Annotated in this window: 25 protein-coding genes; 11 read left to right on the top strand and 14 right to left on the bottom strand. The window is 58.3% G+C overall.

Going from position 1 to position 24,767, the window contains the following annotated elements:
• Positions 1 to 679: 679 nt before the first annotated feature.
• The 11 genes from Q1K76_RS08460 to Q1K76_RS08410 form a co-directional block, all read right to left on the bottom strand.
• Positions 680 to 1,588 (bottom strand): hypothetical protein, encoded by a 909-nt coding sequence (locus Q1K76_RS08460; protein ID WP_300132558.1) that lies wholly within the window; start codon positions 1,586 to 1,588, stop codon positions 680 to 682.
• Positions 1,589 to 1,591: 3 nt separating this feature from the next.
• On the bottom strand, positions 1,592 to 1,957 hold the full coding sequence (locus Q1K76_RS08455) for a LytTR family DNA-binding domain-containing protein (protein ID WP_087408413.1): 366 nt from the start codon (positions 1,955 to 1,957) through the stop codon (positions 1,592 to 1,594).
• Between the two features lie 151 nt (positions 1,958 to 2,108).
• The gene (locus Q1K76_RS08450; RefSeq protein ID WP_300132555.1) at positions 2,109 to 2,957 is read right to left on the bottom strand and encodes an endonuclease/exonuclease/phosphatase family protein; all 849 of its coding nucleotides are present in this window, start codon (positions 2,955 to 2,957) and stop codon (positions 2,109 to 2,111) included.
• An 18-nt stretch (positions 2,958 to 2,975) separates the two neighbouring features.
• Positions 2,976 to 3,818, bottom strand: a complete 843-nt coding sequence (locus Q1K76_RS08445) for a DUF4886 domain-containing protein (RefSeq protein ID WP_300132552.1) — start codon at positions 3,816 to 3,818, stop codon at positions 2,976 to 2,978.
• Positions 3,819 to 3,973: 155 nt separating this feature from the next.
• A complete protein-coding gene (locus Q1K76_RS08440) occupies positions 3,974 to 4,498 on the bottom strand; it encodes a hydrogenase maturation protease (RefSeq protein ID WP_300132549.1) in 525 nt (174 codons plus the stop codon).
• Positions 4,479 to 5,240 (bottom strand): Ni/Fe-hydrogenase, b-type cytochrome subunit, encoded by a 762-nt coding sequence (gene cybH, locus Q1K76_RS08435; RefSeq protein ID WP_300132546.1) that lies wholly within the window; start codon positions 5,238 to 5,240, stop codon positions 4,479 to 4,481. Before cybH ends, Q1K76_RS08440 begins: the two co-directional genes overlap by 20 nt.
• A 27-nt stretch (positions 5,241 to 5,267) precedes the next feature.
• On the bottom strand, positions 5,268 to 6,986 hold the full coding sequence (locus Q1K76_RS08430) for a nickel-dependent hydrogenase large subunit (protein ID WP_087408418.1): 1,719 nt from the start codon (positions 6,984 to 6,986) through the stop codon (positions 5,268 to 5,270).
• Between the two features lie 19 nt (positions 6,987 to 7,005).
• Positions 7,006 to 8,187 carry a hydrogenase small subunit gene (locus tag Q1K76_RS08425; RefSeq protein WP_300132542.1) on the bottom strand — a complete coding sequence of 394 codons (1,182 nt, stop codon included), beginning with the start codon at positions 8,185 to 8,187 and terminating at the stop codon, positions 7,006 to 7,008.
• Between the two features lie 22 nt (positions 8,188 to 8,209).
• Positions 8,210 to 9,250, bottom strand: coding sequence for a hydrogenase expression/formation protein HypE (gene hypE, locus Q1K76_RS08420; protein WP_300132539.1), 1,041 nt, complete (start codon positions 9,248 to 9,250; stop codon positions 8,210 to 8,212).
• 13 nt (positions 9,251 to 9,263) lie between these two features.
• Positions 9,264 to 10,352, bottom strand: coding sequence for a hydrogenase formation protein HypD (hypD, locus tag Q1K76_RS08415; RefSeq protein WP_300132536.1), 1,089 nt, complete (start codon positions 10,350 to 10,352; stop codon positions 9,264 to 9,266).
• Positions 10,342 to 10,590 (bottom strand): HypC/HybG/HupF family hydrogenase formation chaperone, encoded by a 249-nt coding sequence (locus Q1K76_RS08410; protein WP_087408422.1) that lies wholly within the window; start codon positions 10,588 to 10,590, stop codon positions 10,342 to 10,344. Before Q1K76_RS08410 ends, hypD begins: the two co-directional genes overlap by 11 nt.
• An 84-nt stretch (positions 10,591 to 10,674) precedes the next feature.
• Between Q1K76_RS08410 and hypF the strand changes: the two genes are divergently transcribed.
• The 4 genes from hypF to Q1K76_RS08390 are packed head-to-tail and all read left to right on the top strand — an operon-like array spanning position 10,675 to position 14,727.
• Positions 10,675 to 12,960, top strand: a complete 2,286-nt coding sequence (hypF, locus tag Q1K76_RS08405; RefSeq protein WP_300132533.1) for a carbamoyltransferase HypF — start codon at positions 10,675 to 10,677, stop codon at positions 12,958 to 12,960.
• A 13-nt stretch (positions 12,961 to 12,973) separates the two neighbouring features.
• Complete coding sequence (locus Q1K76_RS08400; RefSeq protein WP_300132530.1) at positions 12,974 to 13,333, top strand: hydrogenase maturation nickel metallochaperone HypA; 360 nt, start codon at positions 12,974 to 12,976, stop codon at positions 13,331 to 13,333.
• An 18-nt stretch (positions 13,334 to 13,351) separates the two neighbouring features.
• On the top strand, positions 13,352 to 14,101 hold the full coding sequence (hypB, locus tag Q1K76_RS08395) for a hydrogenase nickel incorporation protein HypB (RefSeq protein WP_087408425.1): 750 nt from the start codon (positions 13,352 to 13,354) through the stop codon (positions 14,099 to 14,101).
• Positions 14,098 to 14,727: a trans-aconitate 2-methyltransferase gene (locus Q1K76_RS08390; RefSeq protein ID WP_087408426.1), complete on the top strand. Its 630-nt coding sequence runs from the start codon at positions 14,098 to 14,100 to the stop codon at positions 14,725 to 14,727. Before hypB ends, Q1K76_RS08390 begins: the two co-directional genes overlap by 4 nt.
• On the opposite strand, the gene mnmD is transcribed toward Q1K76_RS08390, so the two are convergent.
• Positions 14,714 to 15,400, bottom strand: a complete 687-nt coding sequence (gene mnmD, locus Q1K76_RS08385; RefSeq protein ID WP_300132527.1) for a tRNA (5-methylaminomethyl-2-thiouridine)(34)-methyltransferase MnmD — start codon at positions 15,398 to 15,400, stop codon at positions 14,714 to 14,716. The genes Q1K76_RS08390 and mnmD overlap by 14 nt on opposite strands.
• A gap of 239 nt (positions 15,401 to 15,639) precedes the next feature.
• Here mnmD and Q1K76_RS08380 point away from each other — a divergent pair, with 239 nt between their 5' ends.
• From Q1K76_RS08380 to Q1K76_RS08350, 7 genes are all read left to right on the top strand, one after another.
• The gene (locus tag Q1K76_RS08380; protein WP_298662720.1) at positions 15,640 to 16,287 is read left to right on the top strand and encodes a DUF47 family protein; all 648 of its coding nucleotides are present in this window, start codon (positions 15,640 to 15,642) and stop codon (positions 16,285 to 16,287) included.
• Between the two features lie 12 nt (positions 16,288 to 16,299).
• Positions 16,300 to 17,316 (top strand): inorganic phosphate transporter, encoded by a 1,017-nt coding sequence (locus tag Q1K76_RS08375; RefSeq protein WP_300132523.1) that lies wholly within the window; start codon positions 16,300 to 16,302, stop codon positions 17,314 to 17,316.
• 266 nt (positions 17,317 to 17,582) lie between these two features.
• Positions 17,583 to 18,434, top strand: coding sequence for an ATP phosphoribosyltransferase (gene hisG, locus Q1K76_RS08370; protein WP_087408429.1), 852 nt, complete (start codon positions 17,583 to 17,585; stop codon positions 18,432 to 18,434).
• A gap of 1 nt (position 18,435) precedes the next feature.
• On the top strand, positions 18,436 to 19,752 hold the full coding sequence (gene hisD, locus Q1K76_RS08365; RefSeq protein WP_300132520.1) for a histidinol dehydrogenase: 1,317 nt from the start codon (positions 18,436 to 18,438) through the stop codon (positions 19,750 to 19,752).
• Entirely contained in the window at positions 19,736 to 20,797 is a 1,062-nt protein-coding gene (gene hisC, locus Q1K76_RS08360; RefSeq protein ID WP_300132517.1) for a histidinol-phosphate transaminase, read from the top strand. Before hisD ends, hisC begins: the two co-directional genes overlap by 17 nt.
• On the top strand, positions 20,794 to 21,921 hold the full coding sequence (hisB, locus tag Q1K76_RS08355) for a bifunctional histidinol-phosphatase/imidazoleglycerol-phosphate dehydratase HisB (protein ID WP_300132515.1): 1,128 nt from the start codon (positions 20,794 to 20,796) through the stop codon (positions 21,919 to 21,921). Before hisC ends, hisB begins: the two co-directional genes overlap by 4 nt.
• 162 nt (positions 21,922 to 22,083) lie before the next feature.
• Entirely contained in the window at positions 22,084 to 22,569 is a 486-nt protein-coding gene (locus tag Q1K76_RS08350) for an SPOR domain-containing protein (RefSeq protein WP_087408432.1), read from the top strand.
• 195 nt (positions 22,570 to 22,764) lie between these two features.
• Here Q1K76_RS08350 and Q1K76_RS08345 read toward each other — a convergent pair whose 3' ends face one another.
• Positions 22,765 to 23,190: a GtrA family protein gene (locus Q1K76_RS08345; protein ID WP_298662691.1), complete on the bottom strand. Its 426-nt coding sequence runs from the start codon at positions 23,188 to 23,190 to the stop codon at positions 22,765 to 22,767.
• Positions 23,187 to 24,764 carry an NAD(P)/FAD-dependent oxidoreductase gene (locus Q1K76_RS08340; RefSeq protein WP_300132512.1) on the bottom strand — a complete coding sequence of 526 codons (1,578 nt, stop codon included), beginning with the start codon at positions 24,762 to 24,764 and terminating at the stop codon, positions 23,187 to 23,189. Before Q1K76_RS08340 ends, Q1K76_RS08345 begins: the two co-directional genes overlap by 4 nt.
• Positions 24,765 to 24,767: the final 3 nt, after the last annotated feature.

Below are 24,767 nucleotides of genomic sequence, written 5' to 3'. Positions count from 1 at the left end.
GGGACAGTCTGCCGATTGACTCATAATGACGGAATTAAACGACTGTCCCTAAGTAGATTATTTTATCAATATTTCCCAATGATAAATAGATAATCATAATCTATTTGAGTTTGGTGTAAGTTATAACCTCGAGAGTATAGCAATAGCTTGCCGCTGCATCCCCACCCGTACCGATAAAGCGGGGGTGCGACCCCGTGTGGAGTGCGCACCCCGCTGTTGACTCGAACGAGGGCCCCCGGTAGAATGGGGGGCGTAAACAGGTAGGATAAGTGTAACATCCTCGAGTTCGAGTCGAGGTCCCCTCTGGACTCTTTTTTATGAATAGACGTTGCGTGAGTTGTCGCTCAGTCCCCTTTTTTATAGCCCGTGTGCCGTGCCGGTTGCTGCCGGAGGCGGGTGGCGGGCTTGTTTTCTCAGTCGTTTGTTGATATAGAGGCGTGAGGTGGATGATTTCTATCTACCCCCGGCCGATTTTTATTTACCGGAATAGCGAAGGGGGGCAAAAGCGCAAACGGGGTGGCGCTTTATGCCGGGCCGAATCCTGTCGTCGTGACACAAAGATGATAAAAAGATGACCGATGGAAAAGTCGGTGAAAGGGAAGTGTATGAAATGGCGGCGGGGGTGTATGAAATGGGCCGTCGCCTGGCATTTGATACAAGGGGTGCGGGGTGGTGCGGATTAGCGTTTGCGCCAGAGGATGTAGCTGGTGTTGGCGGGCATGCGGTACGACTTGCGGCCGAAGGTGTGGCGCTGCCCTTGGGCATCGGTGCTCCAGCCGTAGGAGAGGCTGCCTACCAGGTAGATGGCGTGGGTGACGCCGAGGTCCTCGAGGGCTTGGGCGAAGTCGTGGAACGACTCGTTCGAGAGGGTCTCGACGACCATGATTTCGCCGTTGCGGTCGCACAGCGAGCGGCGTATCGATTTGTTTTTGGGCTCGTTGTCGACCAGTTTGCCGTTGTCGACGAGCGGATATTGGCGGAAGAAGTAGCCGCCGGTCTCGGTAGCCCGTTCGAAGAGCGGGGAGTTTTCGGCCACGCCTACGGTGATGGTGTCGTGTATGATGGCACAGTAGCCGATTTTGGCTTTGCCCCAGGCCAAGGGTTCGCCCTTGAGCACGAAGGCGCCCACGATTTTACGGTTGTCGCGACGGATGTCGGCGGCCTGGGCTACGAAGATAATCGACGAATCCCGTTCGTCCAGTGCTCCTACCTGCAGCGAGGGGATGGCCCCGTGGGGGATATGGATGCGCAGCGGGATGTCGTTGATGGTGGTGTCGATTGTCTGGGTATAGGGCGTGGCAAGGGTGTCGGGGCAGGAGCCCAGCCGGTCGACCACCCGGGGCTCGGGCACCGTGGTCGTGGAGGGTTGCTGCTCGAAGTAGGAGATGTTCTCTTCGTCGGTCTCGGGTGCCTCATTCCCGGGCGAGAGCAGCAGAAGCAGCGCAATGACCACCCCGATGAGGATAACGATGGCAATCACCCAGCGCAACCATCGGCTGTCGTTTTGGGGACCGTTGGGGGCCGTGGCTCCCGAGTCACCGATAATCCGTATTTCGTCGTCTCTGATATTGTCTTTGAAGTCTGTCATCTTTTATTCCCTTTCCGATTCAACGAGTTCTTTCAACTGTTTGAGCGCCTCGCGCGAGGGCGTCACCGTATATTTGTTCGAGCTGTTGTCCGACAAGATTAACTGCTGTTTGGGCAGGTTGATGTAGTAGATATACCTGCGGTTGATAATCAGTTGCTTTCCTATTCTGATGAAGGCTTTGCCCGACGAACTGCCCAGTTGTTCGGCAATGAGTTTCTCGATTTGTCCCAACTGATAGGTCACTAATCGGGCCTCCCCGTCGGCCAGAATCAAGGTAGAGTAGTTCCCGTCCGACGAGATATAGATGATGCGGTCTTGTGCGATGCGCACCAGATCGGTCGAAGTCGATATGATGAGGTAATCGGACATCTCTCTTTCGTCGGGAACAAATGTAAAGAAGAAATCTTTTCGGGACAAACGAATCGGTCGCGAATGTATCAACCGCGGGGTGGAGTGTATGAAATGACCCCTCGGGCGGACGAAATGGCCCGGAGCGGTCGCGCTCCCCCCCGATGTCGGGCTACTCGGTGGGGAGTAGCTCTACATCGACGTAGATGGGCAGATGGTCCGATGCCTGGGTGACGTCGCCCGAGTGGAATCGGGTGGCGATTTGCGAGTCGGTCACCCGGCAGGGCACGCCGTTGTTCAGTTGCAATACGTAGTCGATGCACATCTTCGGCTCGCGCGACGAGTAAGTATTGCCTTCGACCGAGAGCACCGTCCAGTGCTGCTTGAGGGTCTGCAGGGTCTGCGAATCGGGTTGTGCGTTCAGGTCGCCCAACAGGAATACCGGCTTGTTGCTCTCGCCGTATCGTTCGGTAAAGATTCGGTTGATGTATTCGGCTTCACGCACCTGGGTCTCGGCCTGCAGGTCGAGGTGGGTCGAGGCTACGATGCAGTCGTCGAGCTCGACCACCGCCACGGTGCGAGGTTCGCCGCCCGGCGGCAAGGCGATGGTGTAGTGGTGGCCGATGCGATTGCGGCACACCACCCCGATACCGTACGAGCCACCCCGGTAGGGCATGGCGGGGGCATAGGCATAGTGCCACCTCATGAGGCGGGCCAGACGGTCTATCTGGAAGATGCCGCCCGTGCGGGTGGTGCAGCTGTCGAGCTCTTGCAAGGCCACGGCGTCGGCATCGAGCTCCAGCATCATCCGGGCTATCGAGGCGTAGCTGCCCGAGGTGTATTTGGTGAAGGCCCCCACGTTGTAGCTGACGAGCCGTATTGTGTTCGGGGCTTTGGGGTAGAGTGCGGTGGCTTGGGGGCTGCCGGGGTTCGCTTTGTGCACTTCTTGGGCCTGGCCCTGCAGCGGGAGAACGAGCAGCAGAGCCAGCAGGAAGGCCATCCGTATATCGGTTGTTTTCATGGTTGTACGGGTAGGGGGTTAATAGTTCGACATGTCGGTGACGGCCGTGGGGCAGAGTATGGCGGCGTGGGCGGCGTGCTGGGCAATGGCGGCCTGTTGCTCGGTAACTCCGTCGGGGCGATAGGCGATGCCAATCGACGATTCGCCGAAGAAGGTCTCGAACCAGGCACAGGCAGCCGTGTAGCGGCCATACTTCAGATTCAGGTGGTAGCCGTCGCGGCAGAGGGTGTCGCCCAGGCTGCTGCTGCGGGCATTCTGTATGGCGGTGCCGGTGGGGATAACGATGGTTATGTGCTGACGCTTGGCCACCTGGTCGTAGGAGAATACCACGTCGTCGTACATGGCCTGCTGGTCTTTACCGTAGCGGAAAAATCCCGGGTGGGTCGAGTTCTTGGCGTAGGCCCAGGTCTGCTGCAGGGCATATTGTACGTGGGGGTTGGTCGCATGGGCACGAACGTAGTCCATGAGTTCGGCCAGGTCGGGGAAGTAGGTGCTGTATTGCCCGGCCAGGGAGCTCACCTGCTGGAATACGATGTAGTCCCACTCCTCGTCTTTTAGGGCTTCGAGTAGGGTTGTGCCACGTTCTTCGGAGTATTGACCGTCGACATTTTTGCGGTAGCGATAGGCGGGGCGGTCGTGGCGGGCGTTGTCGAGGTGGCGCTCGATGGAGCATCCGCCTATGTAGGTGTTGGCCACGATGATGTGTTTCCCGGCCGAGCGGGCTACCTCGTCGAGGTACTCGATGCCGTCATCGGCAAAGCTGTTGCCGATGGCCAGTATCTTTACGGTGTCGTTTTGAGCCTGAAGTGCTGCCGACAGGAGCAGGCACAAGGCGAGCAGAAGGGTGTGTTTGGTTTTCATAAGTGATGAATGTGTTTTATTGGATTTCGGGGAGCCAAATTACACAATTTTTTTGTCACGACGATACAAATGGACCCAATTTTTGAACCGAAAAAAGCGCGGCGTACCGGAGTGAGAGTCGTTGTCTTGCGGGTGCGGGCGAGTGCGATTACGCATTATCCCAGCGTAATCGAATAGCGGCCGTGACGCAGGTCTTTGATAATCTCGAAGACCAGTTGCAGAATCTGGGGAATGGCTCTCCTGATTTCGGGCGAGAGGTGCATGCCCAGGCTGTGGCAGTTGCGCACGCTCACGGCCAGCAGTTCGATTTGCGGAGCCTCACCCAGGAGCAGCATGGCGTCGATCATCTCTTTCAGCCCTATTTCGTGGGCGCTCAGCAGGGGCGGGTAGTCGCGGGAATATCGGGGAGAGAGTCTTCGTATGGTCCCGACCGGACGGTTGTCGAGGGCTGCATCTACGAGAATGATGCGAGGATAGCTTTGCAACGTCTCCAGCAGGGCCAGTCCCCCGGTCCCCCCGTCGAGGACATCGACGCCGTGAGGCATCTCCATTTGGCTGAGGGTATGTACGATGTGTATGCCTATCCCCTCGTCGTTGAGCACGAGGTTTCCTATCCCCAGCACGAGGATAGGTTCGCTGTCGGGGGCCGTTTGGCGGGGCCTATTTTCGTTTCGTTTCATGGCTTATCTCTTCTTTTTGTCGGTGTATCTGTTGTTGCTGGTTTTGCTCGGTTTCATACTCCTCGGCCAAATCTTCCCGGATGAACTTCCACCCGCCGATAATCGATGAGGCGATGCCGTTGCGCTCGATGTAGTCGTGGTAGAAGACCAGATAGATGTGTGCTATGGAGAAGAGGATAAAGGCCCACATGGCCAGGTGGTGAATCTGCCGCACGACGAAGAATCCGCCGCATAGTTGGAGTATCCACAAGAAGAAGGGCTCCATCACGTTGTTGGTCGATACGCAGAACATGGCCAGACCGGTGACAGTCTGGATGATAAACAGCACGAATACCCCGAAGTAGGTAAAGGCGGCCAGGCTGTTGTGTCCGATGTCGTAGAGGGGTTTGGGCGAGAGTAGCAGCACGTCGACCTTGGTCGTGTCGCGTATGCCCCGCCACTGCTTTCGGGTGAGGGGCAGGTAGTTGTTCCAGCGTGCAAACGAGTTGCCGGCAAAGGCCCAGTAGAGGCGTACGAGAAAGTTGAGGATAAAGACAAAGGCGGCTACGAAATGGATAAACCGTACCCAGCCAAACCAGTAGTTGGCCTCGGGGGGCGTGGCGTGCTGGATGGCCGGTGGATTGCCTATGAGGTAACCGGTCACACACAGTACGACAATGGCGACTGCATTGGCCCAGTGGAAGATACGCACGGGTAACTCCCAGACGTATATCTCGCGTAAGGATTTTTGACGGCTTATCATAACAGTTTCTTTTTTTTGAGGTTATCGTTATATCAGTTCACAGCGGTGTATGTGTTCGCCCCGCTCGTCGTAGAGATGTACGGCGCAGGCCATACAAGGGTCGAACGAGTGTATGGTGCGTATGATTTCGAGCGGAGTTTGCGGGTCGGCGACCGGGGTGCCGATGAGCGAAGCCTCGAAGGCCGACCGTTGGCCGCGAGTATCGCGGGGCGAAGCGTTCCAGGTGGTGGGCACAATCATCTGGTAGTTCGACACTTTGCCATCCTTGATGTTTACATAGTGGGCCAGCGAACCGCGGGGAGCCTCGGTGAGGCCTACGCCCTGTGCCGTCTCGGGCCAGGTGCGGGGTTCCCACTTGACCCCGTTGAACATGCGGTAGTCGCCGTTCTTGATATTTTGCAGCAGGGCAGTGTAGAAGTCGGTTTGCCAGTCGGCCAGCAGACTGGCTTCGATGGCTCGGGCCAGGGTGCGACCTGCGGTGGAGTACATGGCTTCGTAGCCGACTCCCAGCTGGTCGAGACATCGGGTGGTGATGGCTCGGTAGGTTTCGTCGCCGCAGGCGTGTGCCACGATATTGCGGGCCAGGGGACCTGTCTCCATGGGCATGCCTTTGTAGCGGGGGGTTTTTATCCAGCTGTAAGGCTGGTCGCGATCGAGGTACTGGTAGGGGGGTGTGGCTCCGGTGTAGTCGAGATGCGTTTCGCCTACCGAGGGGTGCAGGCCCACCTCCTTGCCCTGCGAATAGGAGTACCACGAGTTGTTCACAAACTCGAGCAGACCGTCCATGGCCCAAGGGTCGAACTCGACAACCCGCGACAGGTCACGGTCGACGACGATACCTCGGGGGCTCTTGTAGGTCGACAATTCGCCGTAGTGCCCCATGGGGTAGTCGCCGTAGGCGATGTAGTTGTGCAGGCCTCCACCGATGCGGGTCCACTCGGGATAGTAGGAGAGGATGGCCAGCACGTCGGGCAGGTATACCTGTTGCACGAAGGTCTGAGTGCGTTCGATAATCTGGGCTACGTAGTTGAGCCGCTCCATGTTGAGGGCGTTGGGGTCGTTGATGTTGATGGCACAGGCCATACCTCCCACCAGGAAGTTGGGGTGCGGGTTCTTTCCGCCGAAGATAGTCTGTATCTTCACCATCTCCTTTTGCACGTCGAGAGCCTCGAGATAGTGAGCCAGAGCCACGAGGTTGACCTCGGGCGGCAGTTTGTAGGCGGGGTGTCCCCAGTAGCCGTTGGAGAAGATGCTGAAGCGGCTGGTCTCGATGAACCGCTCGATGCGTTCCTGTATCTCGACAAAGTAACCTATCGAGTTCTTGGGCCAGGGCGAGAGGCTTTGGGCCACCTCGGCCGCTTTGCGGGGATCGGCTTTCAAGGCCGACATCACATCGACCCAGTCGAGAGCCTGTAACTGGTAGAAGTGGGTCACATGGTCCTGTATGGTTACGGCCGACTGCATGAGGTTGCGCACCTGCTCGGCATTGGGGGGTACGACGATGCCGAGGGCATTCTCGACCGCCCGTACCGAACAGAGCGAGTGTATCGAGGTGCATACGCCGCACACGCGCCCTACATAGGCCCACACGTCGCGGGGGTCGCGGTCTTTGACAATAATCTCGATGCCGCGTATCATGGTGCCCGAGCTGAAGGCGTCGGTGATGACGCCCCCTTCGATGTCGGCCTCGATGCGCAGGTGGCCTTCGATTCGGGTGATGGGATCTACAACAATTCGTTTGGTCATGGTTCGGTGTTTTTAGCGGTTAGTCTTTCTCCTGTTCCAGGTGGTACGCCTTCCGTTCGAGAGTTCTCTCCTGTTGCTCGATTTGCCGTTCGTCGGCGGCAAAAGCCTCGCGGTTAGGTTCGTCGTTGTCCATCTGGTTTTTAATGAGTTTACGTTTCTGTATATTGGTTACAACGGCATGAGCCGCCACACCGGCCGCAGCTACGGCGGTGAGCCCCAGTCCTATCTGGTCGGCTGTGGCTTCGATGCCGAATCCGTTGACATCGGGCAGGTGGTGATACAGGGGTTCGGCATCCCAGAATCCGGGTTCGGCACAACCGATGCAGCCGTGTCCCGACTGGATGGGATAGCTTACCCCCTCGTTCCATTTGATGACGGCACACGAGTTGAAGGTGTTGGGGCCCTTGCACCCCATCTTGTAGAGGCAATACCCCTTCTTGGCATTCTCGTCGTCGAAGGCTTCGACAAAGAGTCCGGCATCGAAGGCCGGCCGGCGGTAACAGGTGTCGTGTATGCGGCGTCCGTAGAAGGTGACGGGTCGCCCCATGGCATCGAGTTCGGGTAGTCGGTCGAAGGTGAGGATGTAGGTGATGACCCCGGCCATGACATCGGCGATGGGCGGACAGCCCTGCACGTTGATGACCGGTTTGCCCGATATGATTTTATGCACGGGTTTCGTATCGGTGGGATTGGGATAGGCACCCTGCACGCAGCCCGACGAGGCACAGTTGCCCCAGGCGATGATGGCGCTCGCTCCTTGGGCGGCCTCGTCGAAAATCTCTTTGGCCGAACGGCCGGCAATGGTGCAGTAGCCGGGATTGCCCAAGGGGATGGAACCTTCGACAATCATAATGTATTTGCCCCAGTTGGCTTTCATGGAGCGGTCGCGCACGGCTTCGGCCTGGAAGCCGCTGGCCGCCATGAGGGTGTCGGAGTAGTCGAGCGAAATCATCTCGAGCAGAATTTGCCCCACGAGCGGATGCGACGAGCGCAGAAACGACTCGCTGCAGCAGGTGCACTCTTGAAAGTGAAACCAGAGTACCGGTTTGCGGGGCTTGGACTGCAGGGCATCGACCACCTGGGCCAGACCGCTTTGCTGCAGTCCCAGCATGGCTCCCATGATGCCGCAGAATTTGAGAAACTGGCGGCGGGTATAACCCTTCGCCTTCAGCTCTTGGTAGAATGTTTTTTCTTTTCCCATGACAGATAGGTGTTTGGTCGTTTCAACAAATGCGCGGCAGTTGCTCACCGCTCAGCATATCGAGAACCCGGGTTTGCCCCAGGGCAAGTTGCAGTAGTACTTCGGGCCGACGGTCGTCGGTCACGTGGCCGATGAGGCGGGCCTCCTTCCCGTGCGGGTCGTTGTGGATGAGGCGCAGGGCCTGTTCGCTATACTCGTCGGGCAGGAATACGAGCAGAATGCCTTCGTTGGCCACATAAAGGGGATCGAGCCCCAGCAGGTCGCAGGCCGCCCGTACCGACGGGGCAATGGGCAGAGCCTCTTCGTCGAGGGTGATGGTTACGCCGGCCCCCTCGGCTATCTCGTTGAGGGTGCTCGACAGGCCTCCCCGGGTGGGGTCGCGCAGCATGTGCACGTCGGGGACTCCGGCCAGCAGGTTCGACACGATGTGGGTGAGGGCGGCCGTGTCGCTCTCGATGGTCGTCTCGAATCCCAGATTTTCGCGCGTGGAGAGAATCGACACCCCGTGATTGCCTATCGGGCCGGTCACGATTATGGCATCGCCTTTCTTCACTCGGTGAAGGCCTATTTCGATATTGCCGGGTACGACGCCTATGCCCGAGGTGTTGATGTAGAGTCCGTCGCATTTGCCATGCTCCACCACTTTGGTGTCGCCGGTGACAATCGACACTCCGGCTCGTAAGGCAGCCTGGTGCATGGCTTCCACGACTTTCCGCAGAGTGTCGAGGGGCAATCCCTCTTCCAGGATGAAGGCGGCCGAGAGGTAGAGCGGCGTCGCTCCACAGCAGAGCAGGTCGTTTACCGTGCCGTTTACGGCCAGGTAGCCAATGTTACCTCCGGGGAAAAAGAGGGGCGACACCACAAACGAGTCGGTGGTGAACGCTATGCGAGGTGAGGCGATGGTGAGGGTGGCTCCGTCGTGAGCCTGCTCGAGCCAGCGGTTGGCAAAGGCCGGATAGAAGAGGGTCTCGATGAGCCGGCCGGTCATGCGTCCGCCCCCGCCGTGAGCCAGGGTAATGCAGTCGTTGGGCTGCGTGGGTAGAGGGCAATCGGGTATATTCATATTCTTCTTTTTTTTAAGCGGTTCGGTAGCGGTAAAATGCGGCGCAGGCACCTTCGCTCGATACCATCGAGGGGCCCAGCGGGGAGTCGGGGGTGCAGCCTCGACCGAAGAGCGGACATTCGCAGGGCGAAATCTGTCCCTTCATGATTTCTCCGGCCCGGCAGGGCGAGGTGTCGGCAGAGTTTTGTATCGCACAGTGAAAACGGTTTCGTGCCTCATATTGTTCATAGGCTGGGCGCAGTTTCAACCCGCTGCCGGCAATGGTTCCCAACCCTCGCCAACGGGCATCGCAAGGGGTAAAATAGCGGGTTGTCTCGCGGCGGGCACGCACGTTGCCCTGAGGGGCGACAGCCCGAGGGTAGGCGTTGACGACCCGGGTCTCTCTCCGGGCCCGGAGTTGTACGGCCCGGTAGATGCCGTAGAGCAGATCGGCCGGTTCGAAGCCGGTAACGACGATGGGACGTCCCGTCTGCCGGGCCAGTTGCTGGTACTCTTCGAGGCCGGTAATCGAGCAGACGTGTCCGGCCGCGAGCAGGGCGTCGATACGGCATTCGGGATCGCGGGCCAGCTGTTCGATTGCAGCGGGCAGGGTGAAGAGCGAAGTGAGCAGCGAGAGGTTATCACGTCTGTCGGCGATGGTTTCACTCAGCAGCAGGGTGTAGAGCGGGGTAGTGGTCTCGAAGCCGACAGCCAGAAATACCACTTGTCGGTGCCGGTTCTCGCGGGCAATCTTCAGAGCGTCGAGCGGTGAGTAGACGATGCGGATGTCGTGCCCTTCGGTACGCAGATGTTGCAGGCTGATGCCCTCGGTATCGGGCACACGCATCATGTCGCCGAAGGTGCAGAGTATCGTGTCGGGCATGCGGGCTATGGCCAGCGCCTGAGCTACGGTCTCGGCCGGGGTGACACATACGGGGCAGCCCGGGCCGTGAATCATCCGTACGGTATCGGGCAACAACTCTTCGATGCGGTAGCGCGACAGGGCATAGGTCTGTCCGCCGCACACCTCCATGATGCGGATCGGCTGTACGGCCTCCTGCCGGATGGCCCGAAGCAGGGCAGTGAGGTTGCGGGGATCCCGGAAGGGGCTGTCATACCACATGGCTCTCGGGGTTCAGGTGACGGGCCAGTGTTTCGAAGTCGGCCAAGGTGGCTTCGGCCTCCTCCCGGTCGAGCCGGGCAATGGCCATACCGGCGTGGGCCAGGATGTAGTCGCCTGTCGAGACGTCGGTATATTGAATGCAAATCTCTTTGTACACGCCGCCGAAATCGACGGTTGCCATACGCAGGGTGGGTGAGTTGTCGATGGCGACAATCTTCCCGGGAATAGCCAGACACATGTTCGTTCGTTTTTTCGAGTATGCCCCATGAACAACTTACCGGCCTCGATTGTTTAAGGAGGAGTCTGAAAAAAACATTTGCAGATGAATCAGTATCACATACATGTCAGGGGGCTTGTACAGGGTGTGGGATTCCGCCCCTGCGTCTATCGCCTGGCTACCGAAATGGGTTTACACGGCTATGTAGATAACAGCAACGACGGTGTACTCGTTGTATTGCAGGCGACCGAGGAGCAGAAAGATTGTTTCGTGAGGGCGTTGCCCGAAGCGGCTCCGGCAGTCGCTACCATCGAGCGAATCGATGTCGAGACTCTTCCGGCTACTACGACGTACGATTGCTTCGAGATTGCTCCCAGTCGCAGCGACGGCAACGAGATTACCCGCATTAGCCCCGATATAGCCATCTGTCCCGAGTGTTTGCAAGACCGTCGTCGACAGCCCCACCGTATCGATTACCCCTTTATCAACTGTACTCACTGCGGACCCCGCTTTACTATCATCAAGGCTCTGCCCTACGACCGTGGGGTGACCACCATGAGCGACTTCGAACTGTGCGACACCTGTCGCCGCGAATATGCCGATGTGAACGACCGCCGGTTTCACGCCCAGCCTATTGCCTGCAATCGTTGTGGTCCCGTGTATACGCTGCGCGACTCGAGCGGAGAGCTGGAGCGCGACTACCGTCGTCTGGTAGAGCGTGTGGCATCGACCCTGTCGGGCGGTGGACTGGTTGCCCTGAAGAGCATGGGCGGGTACAACTTGTTGTGCGATGCCGACAATGCGCAGGCGGTGGCCCGCCTGCGCAAGTTGAAGGGGAGGTACGCCAAACCGTTGGCCGTGATGTATCGCGACGAGGCTACCGCCACCGACGACCTGGCCCTCACCGACGAGGAGCGTCGGGCCCTGACTTCGTGGCGCCGTCCCATCGTCGTGTCGCACGAACGGGCTCACCATGCCTCCTGGCTCAACGAGGGGTATCGCTCATTGGGAGCACTTTTGCCCTATATGGCCATTCATTACGACCTGTTCGAGGCGGCCCCCCGGTTGCGGCGTATGGTTGTTACCAGTGCCAACCTGAGCGGAAATCCTATTGTCATTGCCGATGGTGAGGCTCATGACCAGTTCGACTCGCAAGTAGAACTGGTGGTGTCGTACAATCGCGAGATTTACAACCGGATAGACGATTCGGTGGTGTGCGAGTATGACGGCTTGTGCCGTCCCGTGCGTCGGGCCCGGGGGTATACGCCCGAACCGTTGCACAACCTGCAACCCACCGAAGGCATTCTGGCCGTGGGGGCCGAGCAGGTTTCGAGTTTTGCCGTGGGCAAACACGACGATATTCTGCTGGGGCAGTACATTGGCGAGTTGTCTTGTCGCGAGAATCTTGCCTTTTTCGAAGAGTCGTTTTCGCATTTTGCCACGCTGTTTCGTTTCACACCCCACTGTGTGGTGTGCGACCTGCATCCCGACTATGCGGCTACGATGTGGGGCGAACGGTATGCCGCCGAGCAGCATATACCCCTCTATCGGGTACAACACCACCACGCTCATGCCGTGGCCGTGATGGTCGAGTATGACCTCGAGGGCGAGGTGTTGGCCTTGTGTCTCGACGGCACGGGTTATGGCGACGACTGTACGATTTGGGGCGGGGAGCTGTTGCGCTGCTCGCGTACCCGATACCGCCGTCTTTCGCATCAGCCCTATTTGCCTATGCCGGGAGGCGATGTGGCTGCCCGTGAACCGTGGCGCATGGCCGTGTCGCTGCTCTATTCGCTCTACGGCGAGGCGATGCCTTTGCCTCCCGATTTCGTGGAACGGGTAGGAGCCGACCGTATCAAACTGATAAGTCGCCTGATAGCCCGCCGTATCAACACCCCGCTGAGTTCGGGTGCGGGCCGGCTCTTCGATGCCGTGGCTTCGCTTCTGGGGGTAGCCGATTACAACCGCTATCAGGCCGAGGCTCCGCAGAAGCTGGAGCAGTTGGCCGACGAGTCGGTGACGAAGGTCTATCCCTTCGACCATAATAATCCTCTCGATATCTCGTGGCTGGTGGTGGCTATGGTGAACGACCTGCGTAACGGCGTATCCCGGGGTGAGATAGCCATGGCCTTTCACAACACCTACGCCGCCATGTGGTGTGCCGAGGTGGCCCGGCAGGCTGCCCGGCAGAAACTGTCGCGGGTGGTTCTCTCGGGAGGTGTTTTACAAAACAGGCTCTTGACCAATCGGCTGATGGCCCTGTTGCGTCAAGTAGGGTTGCAGCCCTATTTGCCGGCTCTCGTGCCATGCAACGATGCCGGTATTGCCGTGGGGCAGATGGCTGTCGCTGCGGCGTGGCTGGAGCGGAGTGCGATTTTGAAAACCGATTGAAGAGGGTGACGTTATGCACGAATTGTCGTTGGCTTGCAGTGTGGTCGAGTTGATCGGTAGCGAGTTGTGCCGGCATGGCGGCGGTACGCTACGAACCGTCGAGGTGACGGTGGGCGAGCTGTCGGGGGTCGATAGTGAGGCTTTTGCCTATGCCCTGCAGATGGTACTCGATCGCAGTGACTATGCCGGTGCCCGGGTGGCACTCACCCGGGTGTCGCCCCGTTCGCGATGCCGGGCTTGCGGTGCTGTTTTCGCTCCCGCATCGCTCTATGCGCCTTGTCCGCAATGCGGTGGCTACGATACCCGGTTGGAGGCCGGGCAAGAGTTTCGCCTCACGTCGTTGACGGTCGAGTCTGATGAAGATAAACCTTAAAAACAAAACAATAAAACTATGTGTACCACTTGTGGTTGTGGCCATCGGGAGATGAGCCACGAAGAGATGCACCGTCGGGGGTTGCCTCATGGGCACGACACGGCGGTCGATATTGCCGTAGAGCAGGATATATTGAGTGACAACAATCGGGTGGCCCGGCAAAATCGGGCTCGCTGGAGTTCGATGGGGTGTGTGGCCATCAATCTGGTCAGTTCGCCGGGATCGGGCAAGACCGCATTGCTGGAACAGACCCTCGTCCGTCTGGACGAGCGGGGATTCCGGCGAGTGGCAGTTATCGAGGGCGACCAACATACCGACAACGATGCCGGCCGTATCCGTCGACTGGGTGTTCCCGCCGTCCAAATCAATACCCACAACGGTTGTCACCTCGATGCCCGCATGGTGGCCGAGGCGTTCGACGAGCTGCAAGTCTCCGACTCGCTGCTCTTTATCGAGAATGTAGGTAATCTGGTCTGCCCCGCCATGTTCGATTTGGGTGAGCATCTGCGGGTTGTCTTGCTGAGTGTAACCGAGGGCGACGACAAGCCGCTGAAGTATCCCTATATGTTTGCTGGGGCCGACATCTGTGTAATCAACAAGATCGATTTGTTGCCCTATGTCGATAGTCGTATAGACCGGCTGAAAGAGAATGCCTTGAAAATCAACGCAGATATTCGGTTTTTTGAAACATCGGCCACTCGAGGAACGGGGCTCGACGCGTGGTGCGACTACCTTGGCTCGTGTCTCGAGAGAAAGGAGGCAATATGAATTTCTTCGACGAGATGGCCGGCGTGTGGGACCGCACCAGTCGCCCCGATGCCGCAAAAATAGCGTCGTTGCTGTCGCTCTTGAGGCTTTCGCAGGGCGAGACGGTGCTCGATGTAGGTACGGGTACAGGTGTGATGATACCCTATATTCGTGAACGGGTAGGCTCCTATGTGCCGATTGTGGCCGTAGACAGTTCGGCCAAGATGTTGCATGAGGCTTCGTTGCGCTATGCCGGCGAAGGTGTACATTTTATTCAGGCCGATGTGGAGCGTGACCGGTTGGCCGGTCGCTTCGATGCCATTCTGCTCTATTCGGTTTTTCCACATTTTCGTTATCCGGTCGACACGATAGCCCGGTTGGTAACCGACAATCTGCGTTGCGGCGGGCGTCTGCTCATTGCTCATGCGCAAGGGCGTCGACATCTCAACCAGATACACGAGCGACTCGTCTCGCAGGTCTTTTCGCGCAAGCTACTCCCCGTAGCCGAGCAGGTCGAGCAGTTTACCCGGGTGGGACTCACGGTCACCTCGTTCGATGAGACCGACGAGAGCTATCATATCCTGTTGCAACGGGTGGGAGTAGGAGATGAGTTGAGTGTCTCGGTGGCCGAGGCTATTTATGAGTAGGTCCGTTAGGTTTGCTGGCTCGCAATATCTCCCGCTTGCCGTGGGGTGGGCCCGGCAGTCGCTCGACGGTGAAGCCGATGGACTGCAACCGTCGCCTGATTTCGCCCTTGGCGCAGTAGGTGGTGAGTATGCCGCCGGGAGCCAGATGGTCGTAGAGGGTGCGGAATATCGACTCGCTCCACATCTCGGGCTGTTTCTCGGGGGCGAAGGCGTCGAAGTAGACCACGTCGTAGAGCCCATCGACCGGGGTGCGGGTGAGGTCGGCGTGACGTTTGAGCAGGGTGAAGTTCGGAGCAATTTCGACCGGGTGGTCCCACTCGCAGCGGTGCAGCCGGGCAAAGGCCGGGCTCTGTTGCGGGGCGATGCGGGCGGGATAGTCGAGTCGGTCGGCAACCTCGGGGTCGAGCGGATAGAGCTCAAATGCGGTGTAGCGGATGTGCAATCCTCGCTCCTGGGCCTCGAGCAGGGTGAGCCAGGCATTCAGGCCGGTGCCGAATCCCACCTCGAGCAGGTCGATATTGCGTTTGTCCCGGGCCCGCAGAGCCATGTCGATGTAGACGTGGCGCGCCTCGGTCAGGGCCCCTTTGGTCGAGTGGTAGTGCTCGTCCAGCCCGGGCAGGTAGAGGGTAGGCACCCCGTCGTCGGTCGTTTGTATGACTATCGTGTCGCTCATCGGTCGGTTGTGTACAGATGTGGAACAAAAGTAAGACAATCTTTCCGATAAAGCGAGCCGGAGAAAAAAAATTAGGTAGTGTAAAAATTTAAAACAAATGTAATATCCTGTCTATCTTCGACCAGCTATCTTTGTAGCGGACAATCATACAGCGAGTTTTCGCCCTCGCTTTGTCTCGAAGGGTATCGACCGATGCTCTCTTGAACATAGACAGTGTTAAATATCTATACAATACGACGATGAAAAATTCCTTTTTTAGCCGATTCACCCCCAAAGAACCCAAGTTTTTCCCTTTGTTGAAACAGTTGTCCGAGGTGCTGGTTGCCTCGTCGGCCGTACTGGTGGAGAGTATGGACCACGACAGATCCGACGAGCGCGATGCCTACTACAAACGTATCAAAGACCTGGAGCGTGAGGGCGACCGCCTGGCGCATCGTATCTTCGACGAACTGGGTACCACCTTCATTACCCCCTTCGACCGGGAGGACATACAGGCGTTGGCTTCGCACATGGACGATGTAATCGACGGCATAAACAGTTGCGCCAAACGTATCTCGATTTACAATCCGCATGCCATTGGGGCAACCGGCAAGGAGTTGAGCCTGCTGGTACAGCAGGAGGCCGATTGCATCTGCAAGGCGATGGACGAGCTCGAGCGTTTCCGCAAGAACCCCACCCGGTTGCGCGAGTACTGCTCCCGGTTGCACGACATCGAGAACCAGGCCGACGATGTGTATGAACTCTTCATCAAACGGTTGTTCGAGGAGGAGAAAGATTGCATCGAACTGATCAAGGTGAAAGAGATCATGCAGATACTCGAGAAGACCACCGACTCGGCCGAGCATGTGGGCAAGGTGTTGCGGACGTTGATTGTGAAATATGCCTAACGACCGGGTGCCATGGAGTTGCTGATTATTATCATAGTTCTGGCGCTGTTGTTCGACTTTATCAACGGCTTTCACGATGCCGCCAACTCGATAGCGACCATCGTATCGACCAAGGTGCTCACCCCCTTTCAGGCGGTGTTGTGGGCGGCCTTCTTCAACTTTATTGCCTTCTTCATAGCCAAGTACATCATCGGCGGATTCGGTATTGCCAACACCGTGTCCAAGACGGTAGTCGAGGAGTTTATCACCCTGCCTATCATTCTGTCGGGTGTCATTGCCGCCATCATCTGGAACCTCTTCACCTGGTGGAAAGGCATCCCCTCCTCGTCGTCGCATACCCTTATCGGCGGCTTTGCCGGGGCGGCCATCATGGCCAGCGGCTTCGGGGCCATACAGCTCAACATCATTCTCAAGATAGCTGCCTTCATCTTTCTGGCTCCTTTTATCGGTATGGTGGTAGCTTTCGGCTTCACGATACTGGTGTTGCATATTTGCCGCCGGGCCAATCCGCACAAGGCCGAGGTGTGGTTCAAGCGGTTGCAGCTGGTCTCGTCGGCCATGTTCAGCATAGGCCACGGCCTGAACGACTCGCAGAAGGTGATGGGTATTATCGCCGCCGCCCTCATTGCGGCTCACTCGCTGGGGCTGGGTGCGGGTATCGACAGCATAGCCGACCTGCCCAACTGGGTAGCCTTCTCGTGCTTCACGGCCATCTCGCTGGGTACCATGTCGGGCGGTTGGAAGATTGTCAAGACCATGGGTACCAAGATTACCAAGGTGACCCCGCTCGAAGGGGTGGTAGCCGAAACGGCCGGAGCCTTTACCCTCTACCTGACCGAGTTCCTGAAGATTCCGGTGAGCACGACCCATACCATCACGGGTGCCATCATCGGCGTGGGTGCCACCAAGCGGCTCTCGGCCGTGCGTTGGGGTGTGACCAAGGACCTGTGGGTGGCCTGGATTCTCACCATCCCGGTGAGCGCCCTGCTGGCCGCCGGCATCTATTGGGTGGTCTCTCTCTTTGTGTAGTGGCAAATATTGCAGATATTCGAATATAAATTTACAATTTGAATAGAAAGTTGGAAAATAATTTGCATTTTGTTTTTAAAGCGCTATATTTGTCGTGAATTATAATTGAGCATTATGTTGTTTCTATCGTTGCATCATCACCATCATTTGCATATTCCTCGCAGAGGGGTACGGTGAGTCGTGCATGTAGAAATGGCATGGAGAATATTTATATAGGCTTACCGTAGTTGCGGTAAGCCTTTTTTCTTTTAAAAAAGAGTTGAAGCATGTTGCGAATTGCCATTCAGTCGAAGGGGCGCCTCTATGAAGAGTCGATGGCCCTGTTGGAAGAGGCCGGCATCAAGTTGCCGGGCGGAAAGCGAACCCTGTTGGTCTCGGCGCGGAACTTCCCGGTCGAGGTGTTGTTTTTGCGAGACGACGATATACCCGAGTCGGTCGCCTCGGGGGTAGCCGATGTAGGTATCGTGGGTTTGAACGAGGTGTTGGAGAAACGCTGTCCCGTAGGGGTGCTCAAGAAGTTGGGCTTTGGACGATGCCGCCTTTCGCTGGCTATCCCGCAGGACGTGGACTACCCGGGCCTCGGTTGGTTTTCGGGGCGCAAGATAGCCACCTCGTATCCCGGTATCCTCTCCGATTTTCTGCACCGCAACGGCATCGAGGCCGATATTCACGTGATAGCCGGGTCGGTCGAGATTGCCCCCGGCATTCGCCTGGCCGATGCTATTTTCGATATAGTGAGCTCGGGTAGTACGCTAGTGAGCAACCGGCTGAAGGAGGTAGAGCAGGTGGTCGAGTCGGAGGCGGTGCTTATCGGTACCGATTCGCTGTCGGACGAAAAACAGGAGATTCTCGACGAGCTCCTCTTCCGTTTCGAGTCGGTGCAGGCGGCCGATGGCAAGAAGTATATCCTGATGAATGTGCCGCAAACGCGGCTGGCCGACGTGCTTGCCGTGTTGCCGGGCATCAAGAGCCCCACGGTCATGCCTTTGGCCGATCCGGCTTGGTGCTCGGTGCATACGGTACTCGACGAGAAGCGCTTTTGGGAGATAATCAACCGTTTGAAGGGCGCCGGTGCCGAAGGTATCGTGGTGCTCGATATTGAAAAGATGATTTTGTAGTATGGCAGTAAGGATTTATGACAATCCGCCCCGCGAGCAGTGGGCGGAGATTGTGGCCCGGCCGAAGATTGACCTGGCCGACTTGTCGCGTACCGTGGCCGAGGTGTTGGAGGCGGTGCGGGTCGAAGGCGACGAAGCGTTGCGGCGTTACGAGCGCCGGTTCGACGGGGTGGAGTTAGCCGGTTTTCAGGTAACTCCCGACGAAATCGAGGCGGCGTCGGCCGCCGTGTCGCCCGAGCTGAAGGCGGCCATCGGGCAGGCTATCGACAACATTACGAAGTTTCACGCCTCGCAGGCCGTGGCCGTGCACAAGGTCGAGACTACACCCGGGGTATGGTGCTGGCAGAAGGCCGAAGGCATCGAACGGGTGGGCATCTATGTGCCGGGGGGTACGGCGCCCCTCTTCTCGACGGTGCTGATGCTGGCCATTCCCGCCCGGTTGGCCGGTTGCCGCGAGGTGGTGATGTGTACGCCGCCGGGACGCGATGGACGCGTTGCCCCGGCTATCCTCTATGCCGCTCGTGCTACGGGGGTAGACCGCATTTTCAAACTGGGGGGTGTGCAGGCCATCGGGGCCCTGGCTTTCGGTACGGCCAGCGTGCCTGCGGTGAGCAAGATTTTCGGGCCGGGCAACCGCTATGTGATGGCGGCCAAGCAACAGGTGCAGATGCAAGGCGTGGCTATCGACATGCCGGCCGGGCCGTCGGAGGTGATGGTGGTGGCCGATTCCGGGGCCGACCTCCGTTTCGTGGCGGCCGATTTTCTGTCGCAGGCCGAGCACGGGGCCGACAGCCAGTCGGTACTGGTGACGTCGTGTCGCGACCTGGCCGACCGTTTGCCGGACGAAATCGAGCGCCAGGCTTCCCGGCTTCCCCGGTACGAATGGATAGCCAAGTCGCTTGCCCACAGCTCGATTGTGCTGCTCGACGACGACCGGGAGCAGCTCGACCTGGTCAATGCCTATGCCCCCGAGCACCTGATTGTGCACCGGGCCGATGCCGAGGCGTGGGCCGCGGGTGTGGTCAATGCCGGCTCGGTATTTCTGGGCTATTACTCTCCCGAGAGTGCGGGCGATTACGCCTCGGGTACCAACCACACGCTGCCCACGAGCGGATATGCCCGGGCTTACAGCGGGGTCAATCTCGACAGCTTCACCCGCAAGATAACCTTTCAACACATCTCGCCCGAGGGGCTGAAGAATCTCGGCCCCGTCATCGAGACCATGGCTGCCGCCGAAGAGCTGGAGGCTCACTGTCGGGCGGTGACCATACGTTTGCAAAACCTGAATAAAGCGAATGACCATGACAACCTCGAGTAAATCCATAGAGCAGTGGGTGCGCCCCAACATCCGTCGGTTGCAGCCCTACTCGTCGGCCCGAAACGAATTTTCGGGCGAGGCTTCGGTGTGGCTCGATGCCAACGAAAGCCCCTTCAACACTCCCTACAACCGTTATCCCGACCCCTTGCAGTGGGCCGTGAAGCAGCGCCTGGCCCGGCAACGCGGCGTAACGCCTCAGCAGATTTTCCTCGGGGTGGGGAGCGACGAGGCCATCGACCTGCTCTACCGCATCTTCTGCACGCCGGGCAGGCACAATGCCTTGTCGATAACTCCCACCTACGGCATGTATCGGGTGTGTGCCGACATTAACGACGTGGCCTATCGCGAAGTGCCCTTGAATGCCGACTTTTCGCTCCCGGTCGAGGCTATTCTGGCTGCGGCCGATGCCGACAGCCGGCTGTTCTTCGTCTGTTCGCCCAACAACCCCACGGGCAATGCCTTCCCCGAAGAGGAGATTGAAAGGCTCCTGACCGGTTTCGAGGGTATCGTGGTGGTCGACGAGGCGTATATCGACTTCTCGTCGCGCCCTTCGTGGCTCGGCCGGTTGGCCGAGTTTCCCAATCTGGTGGTGCTGCAAACCCTTTCGAAGGCGTGGGGCAGTGCCGGGGTGCGGTTGGGCATGGCCTTTGCCGCGCCGGAGATTATCGACTATTTCAATCGGGTGAAGTATCCCTACAACATCAGCGCGCCGGTGCAGCGCTATGCCCTCGAGATGCTCGACCGGGCCGACGAGGTGAGCCGCTGGGTGGCCGATACGCTGGCGGTGCGCGACCGTTTTGTCGGGCAGTTGGCTGCGTTGCCTCTGGTGCAGCGGGTCTATCCCAGCGATGCCAATTTCGTGCTGGTGCGGGTCGACGAGGCCACGGCCGTGTACCGTTGGCTGCTCGACGAGGGCATTGTGGTGCGCAACCGCTCGTCGGTGCGGCTGTGCAACGATTGTCTGCGCATCACCATCGGCACGGCCGACGAAATGAATCTGTTGTTTCAGGCGCTAAGCCGTTATCCTAAAAGAATGAGTCTATGAAACGAGTGCTTTTTATCAATCGCGACGGCACGCTGGTAGTCGAGCCGCCCGTCGACTTTCAAATCGATTCGCTGGAGAAGCTGGAGTTCTGTCCCCGGGTGTTCCAGAGCCTGGCCTATGTGGCGGCCCGTCTTGATTTCGAGTGGGTGATGGTGACCAATCAGGACGGTATGGGTACCCCTTCGTTCCCGGCCGAGACCTTCTGGCCGGCGCAGCAGAAAATCGTGCAGGCCCTGGCCAACGAGGGTATCTGTTTCGACCGGATCTGTATCGACACCTCGCTGCCCGAGGAGAACCGCCCCACCCGCAAACCGGGCACGGCCATGCTCACCCGCTACACCACGGGCGAATATGACCTGGCCCACTCCTACGTCATTGGCGACCGTCTGACCGATGTGCAACTGGCGGCCAACCTGGGTTGCCGGGCCATCTATTACGCTCCGTCCGAACGGGGCGTGGCCGAGGTCGAGGCAGCCGGTCTGGCCGGGGTGTGCGAGGCGGTGACCGACGACTGGTGGCAGGTGGCTCAAGTGGTGTGTGCCGCTACCCGACGGGTGACGCTCGAACGCCGTACGGCCGAGACCGAGGTGCGGGTCGAGCTCAACCTCGACGGGACGGGCCGCACCGATATTCACACCGGCCTCGGATTCTTCGACCACATGCTCGACCAGTTGGGTCGCCATGCCGGGGTCGACCTCACGGTACACACCCGGGGCGATTTGCAGGTCGACGAGCACCACACCATCGAAGATACGGCCATCGTGCTGGGCGACGCCTTTGCCCGGGCGTTGGGCGACAAGCGGGGGATTGCCCGCTATGGTTTTTCGCTGCCCATGGACGACGCCTTGTGCCGCGTGGCCCTCGACCTGGGCGGGCGTCCGTGGCTGGTGTGGAAGGCCGATTTCCATCGCGAGAAGATAGGCGACATGCCCACCGAGATGTTCCTCCACTTTTTCAAATCGTTCAGCGATGCCGCCCGCATGAATCTGCACATCGAGGCCGAGGGGGTGAACGAGCACCACAAGATCGAAGGCATCTTCAAGGCCTTTGCCCGGGCATTGAAGATGGCCATCCGGCGTGACCCCACCGACGACCGGCTGCCCTCGACCAAGGGCATGCTGTGATGGAGCCTTTGCGTTGCCGGGCGGAAGTGAGGGAAAATATCTTTTTTAACAGGTAAGATTGAGACAGTCAATGTGGTTTATTTGTTACTTTTGCATTATCTTCGCAGCGTGAAGTAAAATCGAAAAAATAGAACAAATCTTTAAAACAACTTATAAAGTCCTATGAGAAAGAATTGGATTTGGGCTTTGTCCCTTTTGTTGATTGGCGGTATGGCTTCGTGTAAGTCGAGCCAAAGCGCCTATCGGGCTGCCTATGAAAAGGCCCAGGAGAAGAAAATCGAAGAGGCTGCACCCGCACCGGCCGAGACCGTGGTAACGACTCCCTCGACAACCACTACGACTACTCCCTCTTATTCTGCACCCGTACGTGAGCAGAGTGAGCGCATCAGCGCTGTCGACGGCAACGATGCTTTGCTCAAAGAGTACAACGTAATCGTGGGCAGTTTCCGTCAACGGCTCAACGCACAGAGCCTTTGCGAGCGTCTGCGCGCAGATGGTTATCCCGCTGTGTTGGCACAGAATGCCGCCGGTTGGTATCGTGTGGTAGCTTGCTCGTTCGACAATCGTCCGGCAGCCGTTCAGGCTCGTGAGGCTTTGCAGGCCCGCTATCCGCAGTTTACCGATGCCTGGTTCCTGATTAACAAGTAAAAAACGTATTGAATCGACTGTTGCAGGGGTGCTGCCCGTTGGGGCGGCTCCCCTGTTTTGTTTTCGGGTCACTCTGCCGTTCTGTCACCCCGCACAACGATGCGGGGTCCAGTGAGGGGAAGGCGTTGTAAACTGTTGCGGGTACTCCTGCTCGGGTATTTCTGGATACCGCGTCGTGGCGCGGAATGACGTGTGTTACCGAAATACCAGATATTTGCGGGCGAAGAAGTTCCACAGGTAGACCATGGCGGCGGCTACGATTTTGGAGAACATGTAGTGGGTGCCGATGCAGTCGGTAAAGAGCCAGATGAGGGTGTCGTTGAGAGCCAGCCCCACCACGCCGATGGCGGCGAAGAAGAGAAACTCGACCAGTCGGTTCTTGAATTTCGAGCCGTTGAATACCCACAGGCAACTGATGATGTAGTTGACCAGCAGACCCGCAATGAACGAGAGGGTGGCCGAGAGCAGGTAGTGCAGCCTGGCATACTCGGTGAGGATATAGAGCAGCCCGAAGTCGACGACAAAGGCAAACCCGCCGACAAAGAAGTAGCGCACGAACTGAACGAGCAGCTTGTCGGTAGAGCCGTAGAAGAGCTTGTGGAACAGGTCGGTTACTTTCATTTGCTTTCGTGATATTCTTCTTCGGTGTTGACCGACCACACGGCACTCTTGTCGGGGTTATCGGCGGCAATGTGGTCGACGGCTACCATGGCGGTCATCATCGAGTGGTCCATGTTGTTGTAGCGGTGCTGTCCGTTACGGCCGATGCACCACAGGTTTTCGATGCCGTCGAGGAACGCCTTCACCCGGTCCAGTTCGTAGTAGCTGCCGAAGTAGGAGGGGTAGGCCTTTTTCACCTTGATACGTACCGAGTCGAGCACGTCGGCCGGGTCGATGATGCCAATTTTGGCCAGTTCGCCCACCGCCATGTCGATAAACTCCTTGTCGCTCATCTGCCAGAAGGCATCGCCTTCGGTACAGAAGTATTCGAGCCCTATCCACACGGTGTTCTCGTAGTCCTTGACCAGGTAGGGCGACCAGTTGTTGAAGACCTGCAGGCGGCCAATGCGCACGTCGCGCTCCTGTATGTAAATCCAGGTGTCGGGTATGCGGTTGGTAAAGGTCTTGATTTTGGTCTGGTTGTCGATGGCGAGTTTTTTCATCAGCAGCCCCACGGTGATGAAGTCGCGGTAGGGCAGCCCCTCGGCGATACGTTTCACCTCGTCGGGTACCTCGATGCCGCGAATCGAGCGGACAAGGTCTTTGAGGGGAAGCGACGAGAGCAGGTAGTCGCAGGGCACGTCGCGACGGCCCCGGGCATCCTCGACGGTCACGTGGGTCACGCGGTTGTCGGCGATATGAATCTCTTTCACCGGGGTTTCGGTAATCACCTCACCCCCGTGCCGGCGCACCTCGTCGGCCACGGTCTCCCACAGTTGGCCCGGTCCCAGTTTGGGGTAGACAAACTGCTCGATGAGCGAGGTCTCCACCTCTTTGATATTCTCTTTCTTGGAGAAACTCTTCTTGAGCATGTCCTTGAGAATGGCAAATACCGACAGCCCCTTTACCCGCTGGGCACCCCAGTCGGCCCCAAGTTTCGAGGGGTGAACGCCCCACACCTTTTCGGTGTAGTCTTCGAAAAACATGCGGTAGAGCGGTTTGCCGAAACGGTTGATATAGAAATTCTCGAGCGAGGTCTCGGGCTTTTTGAAGAATACCGACCACAGGTATCCGCAGCCCGCTTCGATGGTACGCACCAGCCCCATGTTGGTGAAGGTTTGCAGCTTGAGCGAGATGGGATAGTCGAAAAACTTGTGCAGGTAGAAGATGCGCGAGATGCGGTTGCGCACCAGCATCACGCGGTCGGTCGTCTCGGGGTCGGGACCGCCGGGGGCGAAAGGTTTGTCGGTGGTGTGCAGCAGCCGGTCGTCGAGCGAGGGCGAGCCCTGCAGGGGCATAATCTCGTTCCACCAGTCGGTCACCCGCTGGCTCTTGGAGAAGAAGCGATGCCCCCCGATGTCCATGCGGTTGCCGTGGTAGCGCACGGTGCGCGAGATACCCCCGATTTCGTTCGACTCCTCGAATACGACGGGGTGAATATCGGTATGTTTCAGCAGTTCGTATGCGCCGGTAAGTCCCGCAGGACCGGCTCCGGCAATGACTGCCTGTTTGGATTTCTTGTCGGTTGCACTCATGAT

It is taken from the genome of uncultured Barnesiella sp. (assembly GCF_946496565.1).
Classification (GTDB): Bacteria; Bacteroidota; Bacteroidia; order Bacteroidales; family Barnesiellaceae; genus Barnesiella; species Barnesiella merdigallinarum.
This window is presented reverse-complemented; position numbering and strand designations above follow the sequence as displayed.

Coding starts and splice junctions, on each gene's coding strand:
- Q1K76_RS08460 (WP_300132558.1), bottom strand. CDS start 1,588: ATGACAGACTTCAAAGACAATATCAGAGACGACGAAATACGGATTATC.
- Q1K76_RS08455 (WP_087408413.1), bottom strand. CDS start 1,957: ATGTCCGATTACCTCATCATATCGACTTCGACCGATCTGGTGCGCATC.
- Q1K76_RS08450 (WP_300132555.1), bottom strand. CDS start 2,957: ATGAAAACAACCGATATACGGATGGCCTTCCTGCTGGCTCTGCTGCTC.
- Q1K76_RS08445 (WP_300132552.1), bottom strand. CDS start 3,818: ATGAAAACCAAACACACCCTTCTGCTCGCCTTGTGCCTGCTCCTGTCG.
- Q1K76_RS08440 (WP_300132549.1), bottom strand. CDS start 4,498: ATGAAACGAAACGAAAATAGGCCCCGCCAAACGGCCCCCGACAGCGAA.
- cybH (WP_300132546.1), bottom strand. CDS start 5,240: ATGATAAGCCGTCAAAAATCCTTACGCGAGATATACGTCTGGGAGTTA.
- Q1K76_RS08430 (WP_087408418.1), bottom strand. CDS start 6,986: ATGACCAAACGAATTGTTGTAGATCCCATCACCCGAATCGAAGGCCAC.
- Q1K76_RS08425 (WP_300132542.1), bottom strand. CDS start 8,187: ATGGGAAAAGAAAAAACATTCTACCAAGAGCTGAAGGCGAAGGGTTAT.
- hypE (WP_300132539.1), bottom strand. CDS start 9,250: ATGAATATACCCGATTGCCCTCTACCCACGCAGCCCAACGACTGCATT.
- hypD (WP_300132536.1), bottom strand. CDS start 10,352: ATGTGGTATGACAGCCCCTTCCGGGATCCCCGCAACCTCACTGCCCTG.
- Q1K76_RS08410 (WP_087408422.1), bottom strand. CDS start 10,590: ATGTGTCTGGCTATTCCCGGGAAGATTGTCGCCATCGACAACTCACCC.
- hypF (WP_300132533.1), top strand. CDS start 10,675: ATGAATCAGTATCACATACATGTCAGGGGGCTTGTACAGGGTGTGGGA.
- Q1K76_RS08400 (WP_300132530.1), top strand. CDS start 12,974: ATGCACGAATTGTCGTTGGCTTGCAGTGTGGTCGAGTTGATCGGTAGC.
- hypB (WP_087408425.1), top strand. CDS start 13,352: ATGTGTACCACTTGTGGTTGTGGCCATCGGGAGATGAGCCACGAAGAG.
- Q1K76_RS08390 (WP_087408426.1), top strand. CDS start 14,098: ATGAATTTCTTCGACGAGATGGCCGGCGTGTGGGACCGCACCAGTCGC.
- mnmD (WP_300132527.1), bottom strand. CDS start 15,400: ATGAGCGACACGATAGTCATACAAACGACCGACGACGGGGTGCCTACC.
- Q1K76_RS08380 (WP_298662720.1), top strand. CDS start 15,640: ATGAAAAATTCCTTTTTTAGCCGATTCACCCCCAAAGAACCCAAGTTT.
- Q1K76_RS08375 (WP_300132523.1), top strand. CDS start 16,300: ATGGAGTTGCTGATTATTATCATAGTTCTGGCGCTGTTGTTCGACTTT.
- hisG (WP_087408429.1), top strand. CDS start 17,583: ATGTTGCGAATTGCCATTCAGTCGAAGGGGCGCCTCTATGAAGAGTCG.
- hisD (WP_300132520.1), top strand. CDS start 18,436: ATGGCAGTAAGGATTTATGACAATCCGCCCCGCGAGCAGTGGGCGGAG.
- hisC (WP_300132517.1), top strand. CDS start 19,736: ATGACAACCTCGAGTAAATCCATAGAGCAGTGGGTGCGCCCCAACATC.
- hisB (WP_300132515.1), top strand. CDS start 20,794: ATGAAACGAGTGCTTTTTATCAATCGCGACGGCACGCTGGTAGTCGAG.
- Q1K76_RS08350 (WP_087408432.1), top strand. CDS start 22,084: ATGAGAAAGAATTGGATTTGGGCTTTGTCCCTTTTGTTGATTGGCGGT.
- Q1K76_RS08345 (WP_298662691.1), bottom strand. CDS start 23,190: ATGAAAGTAACCGACCTGTTCCACAAGCTCTTCTACGGCTCTACCGAC.
- Q1K76_RS08340 (WP_300132512.1), bottom strand. CDS start 24,764: ATGAGTGCAACCGACAAGAAATCCAAACAGGCAGTCATTGCCGGAGCC.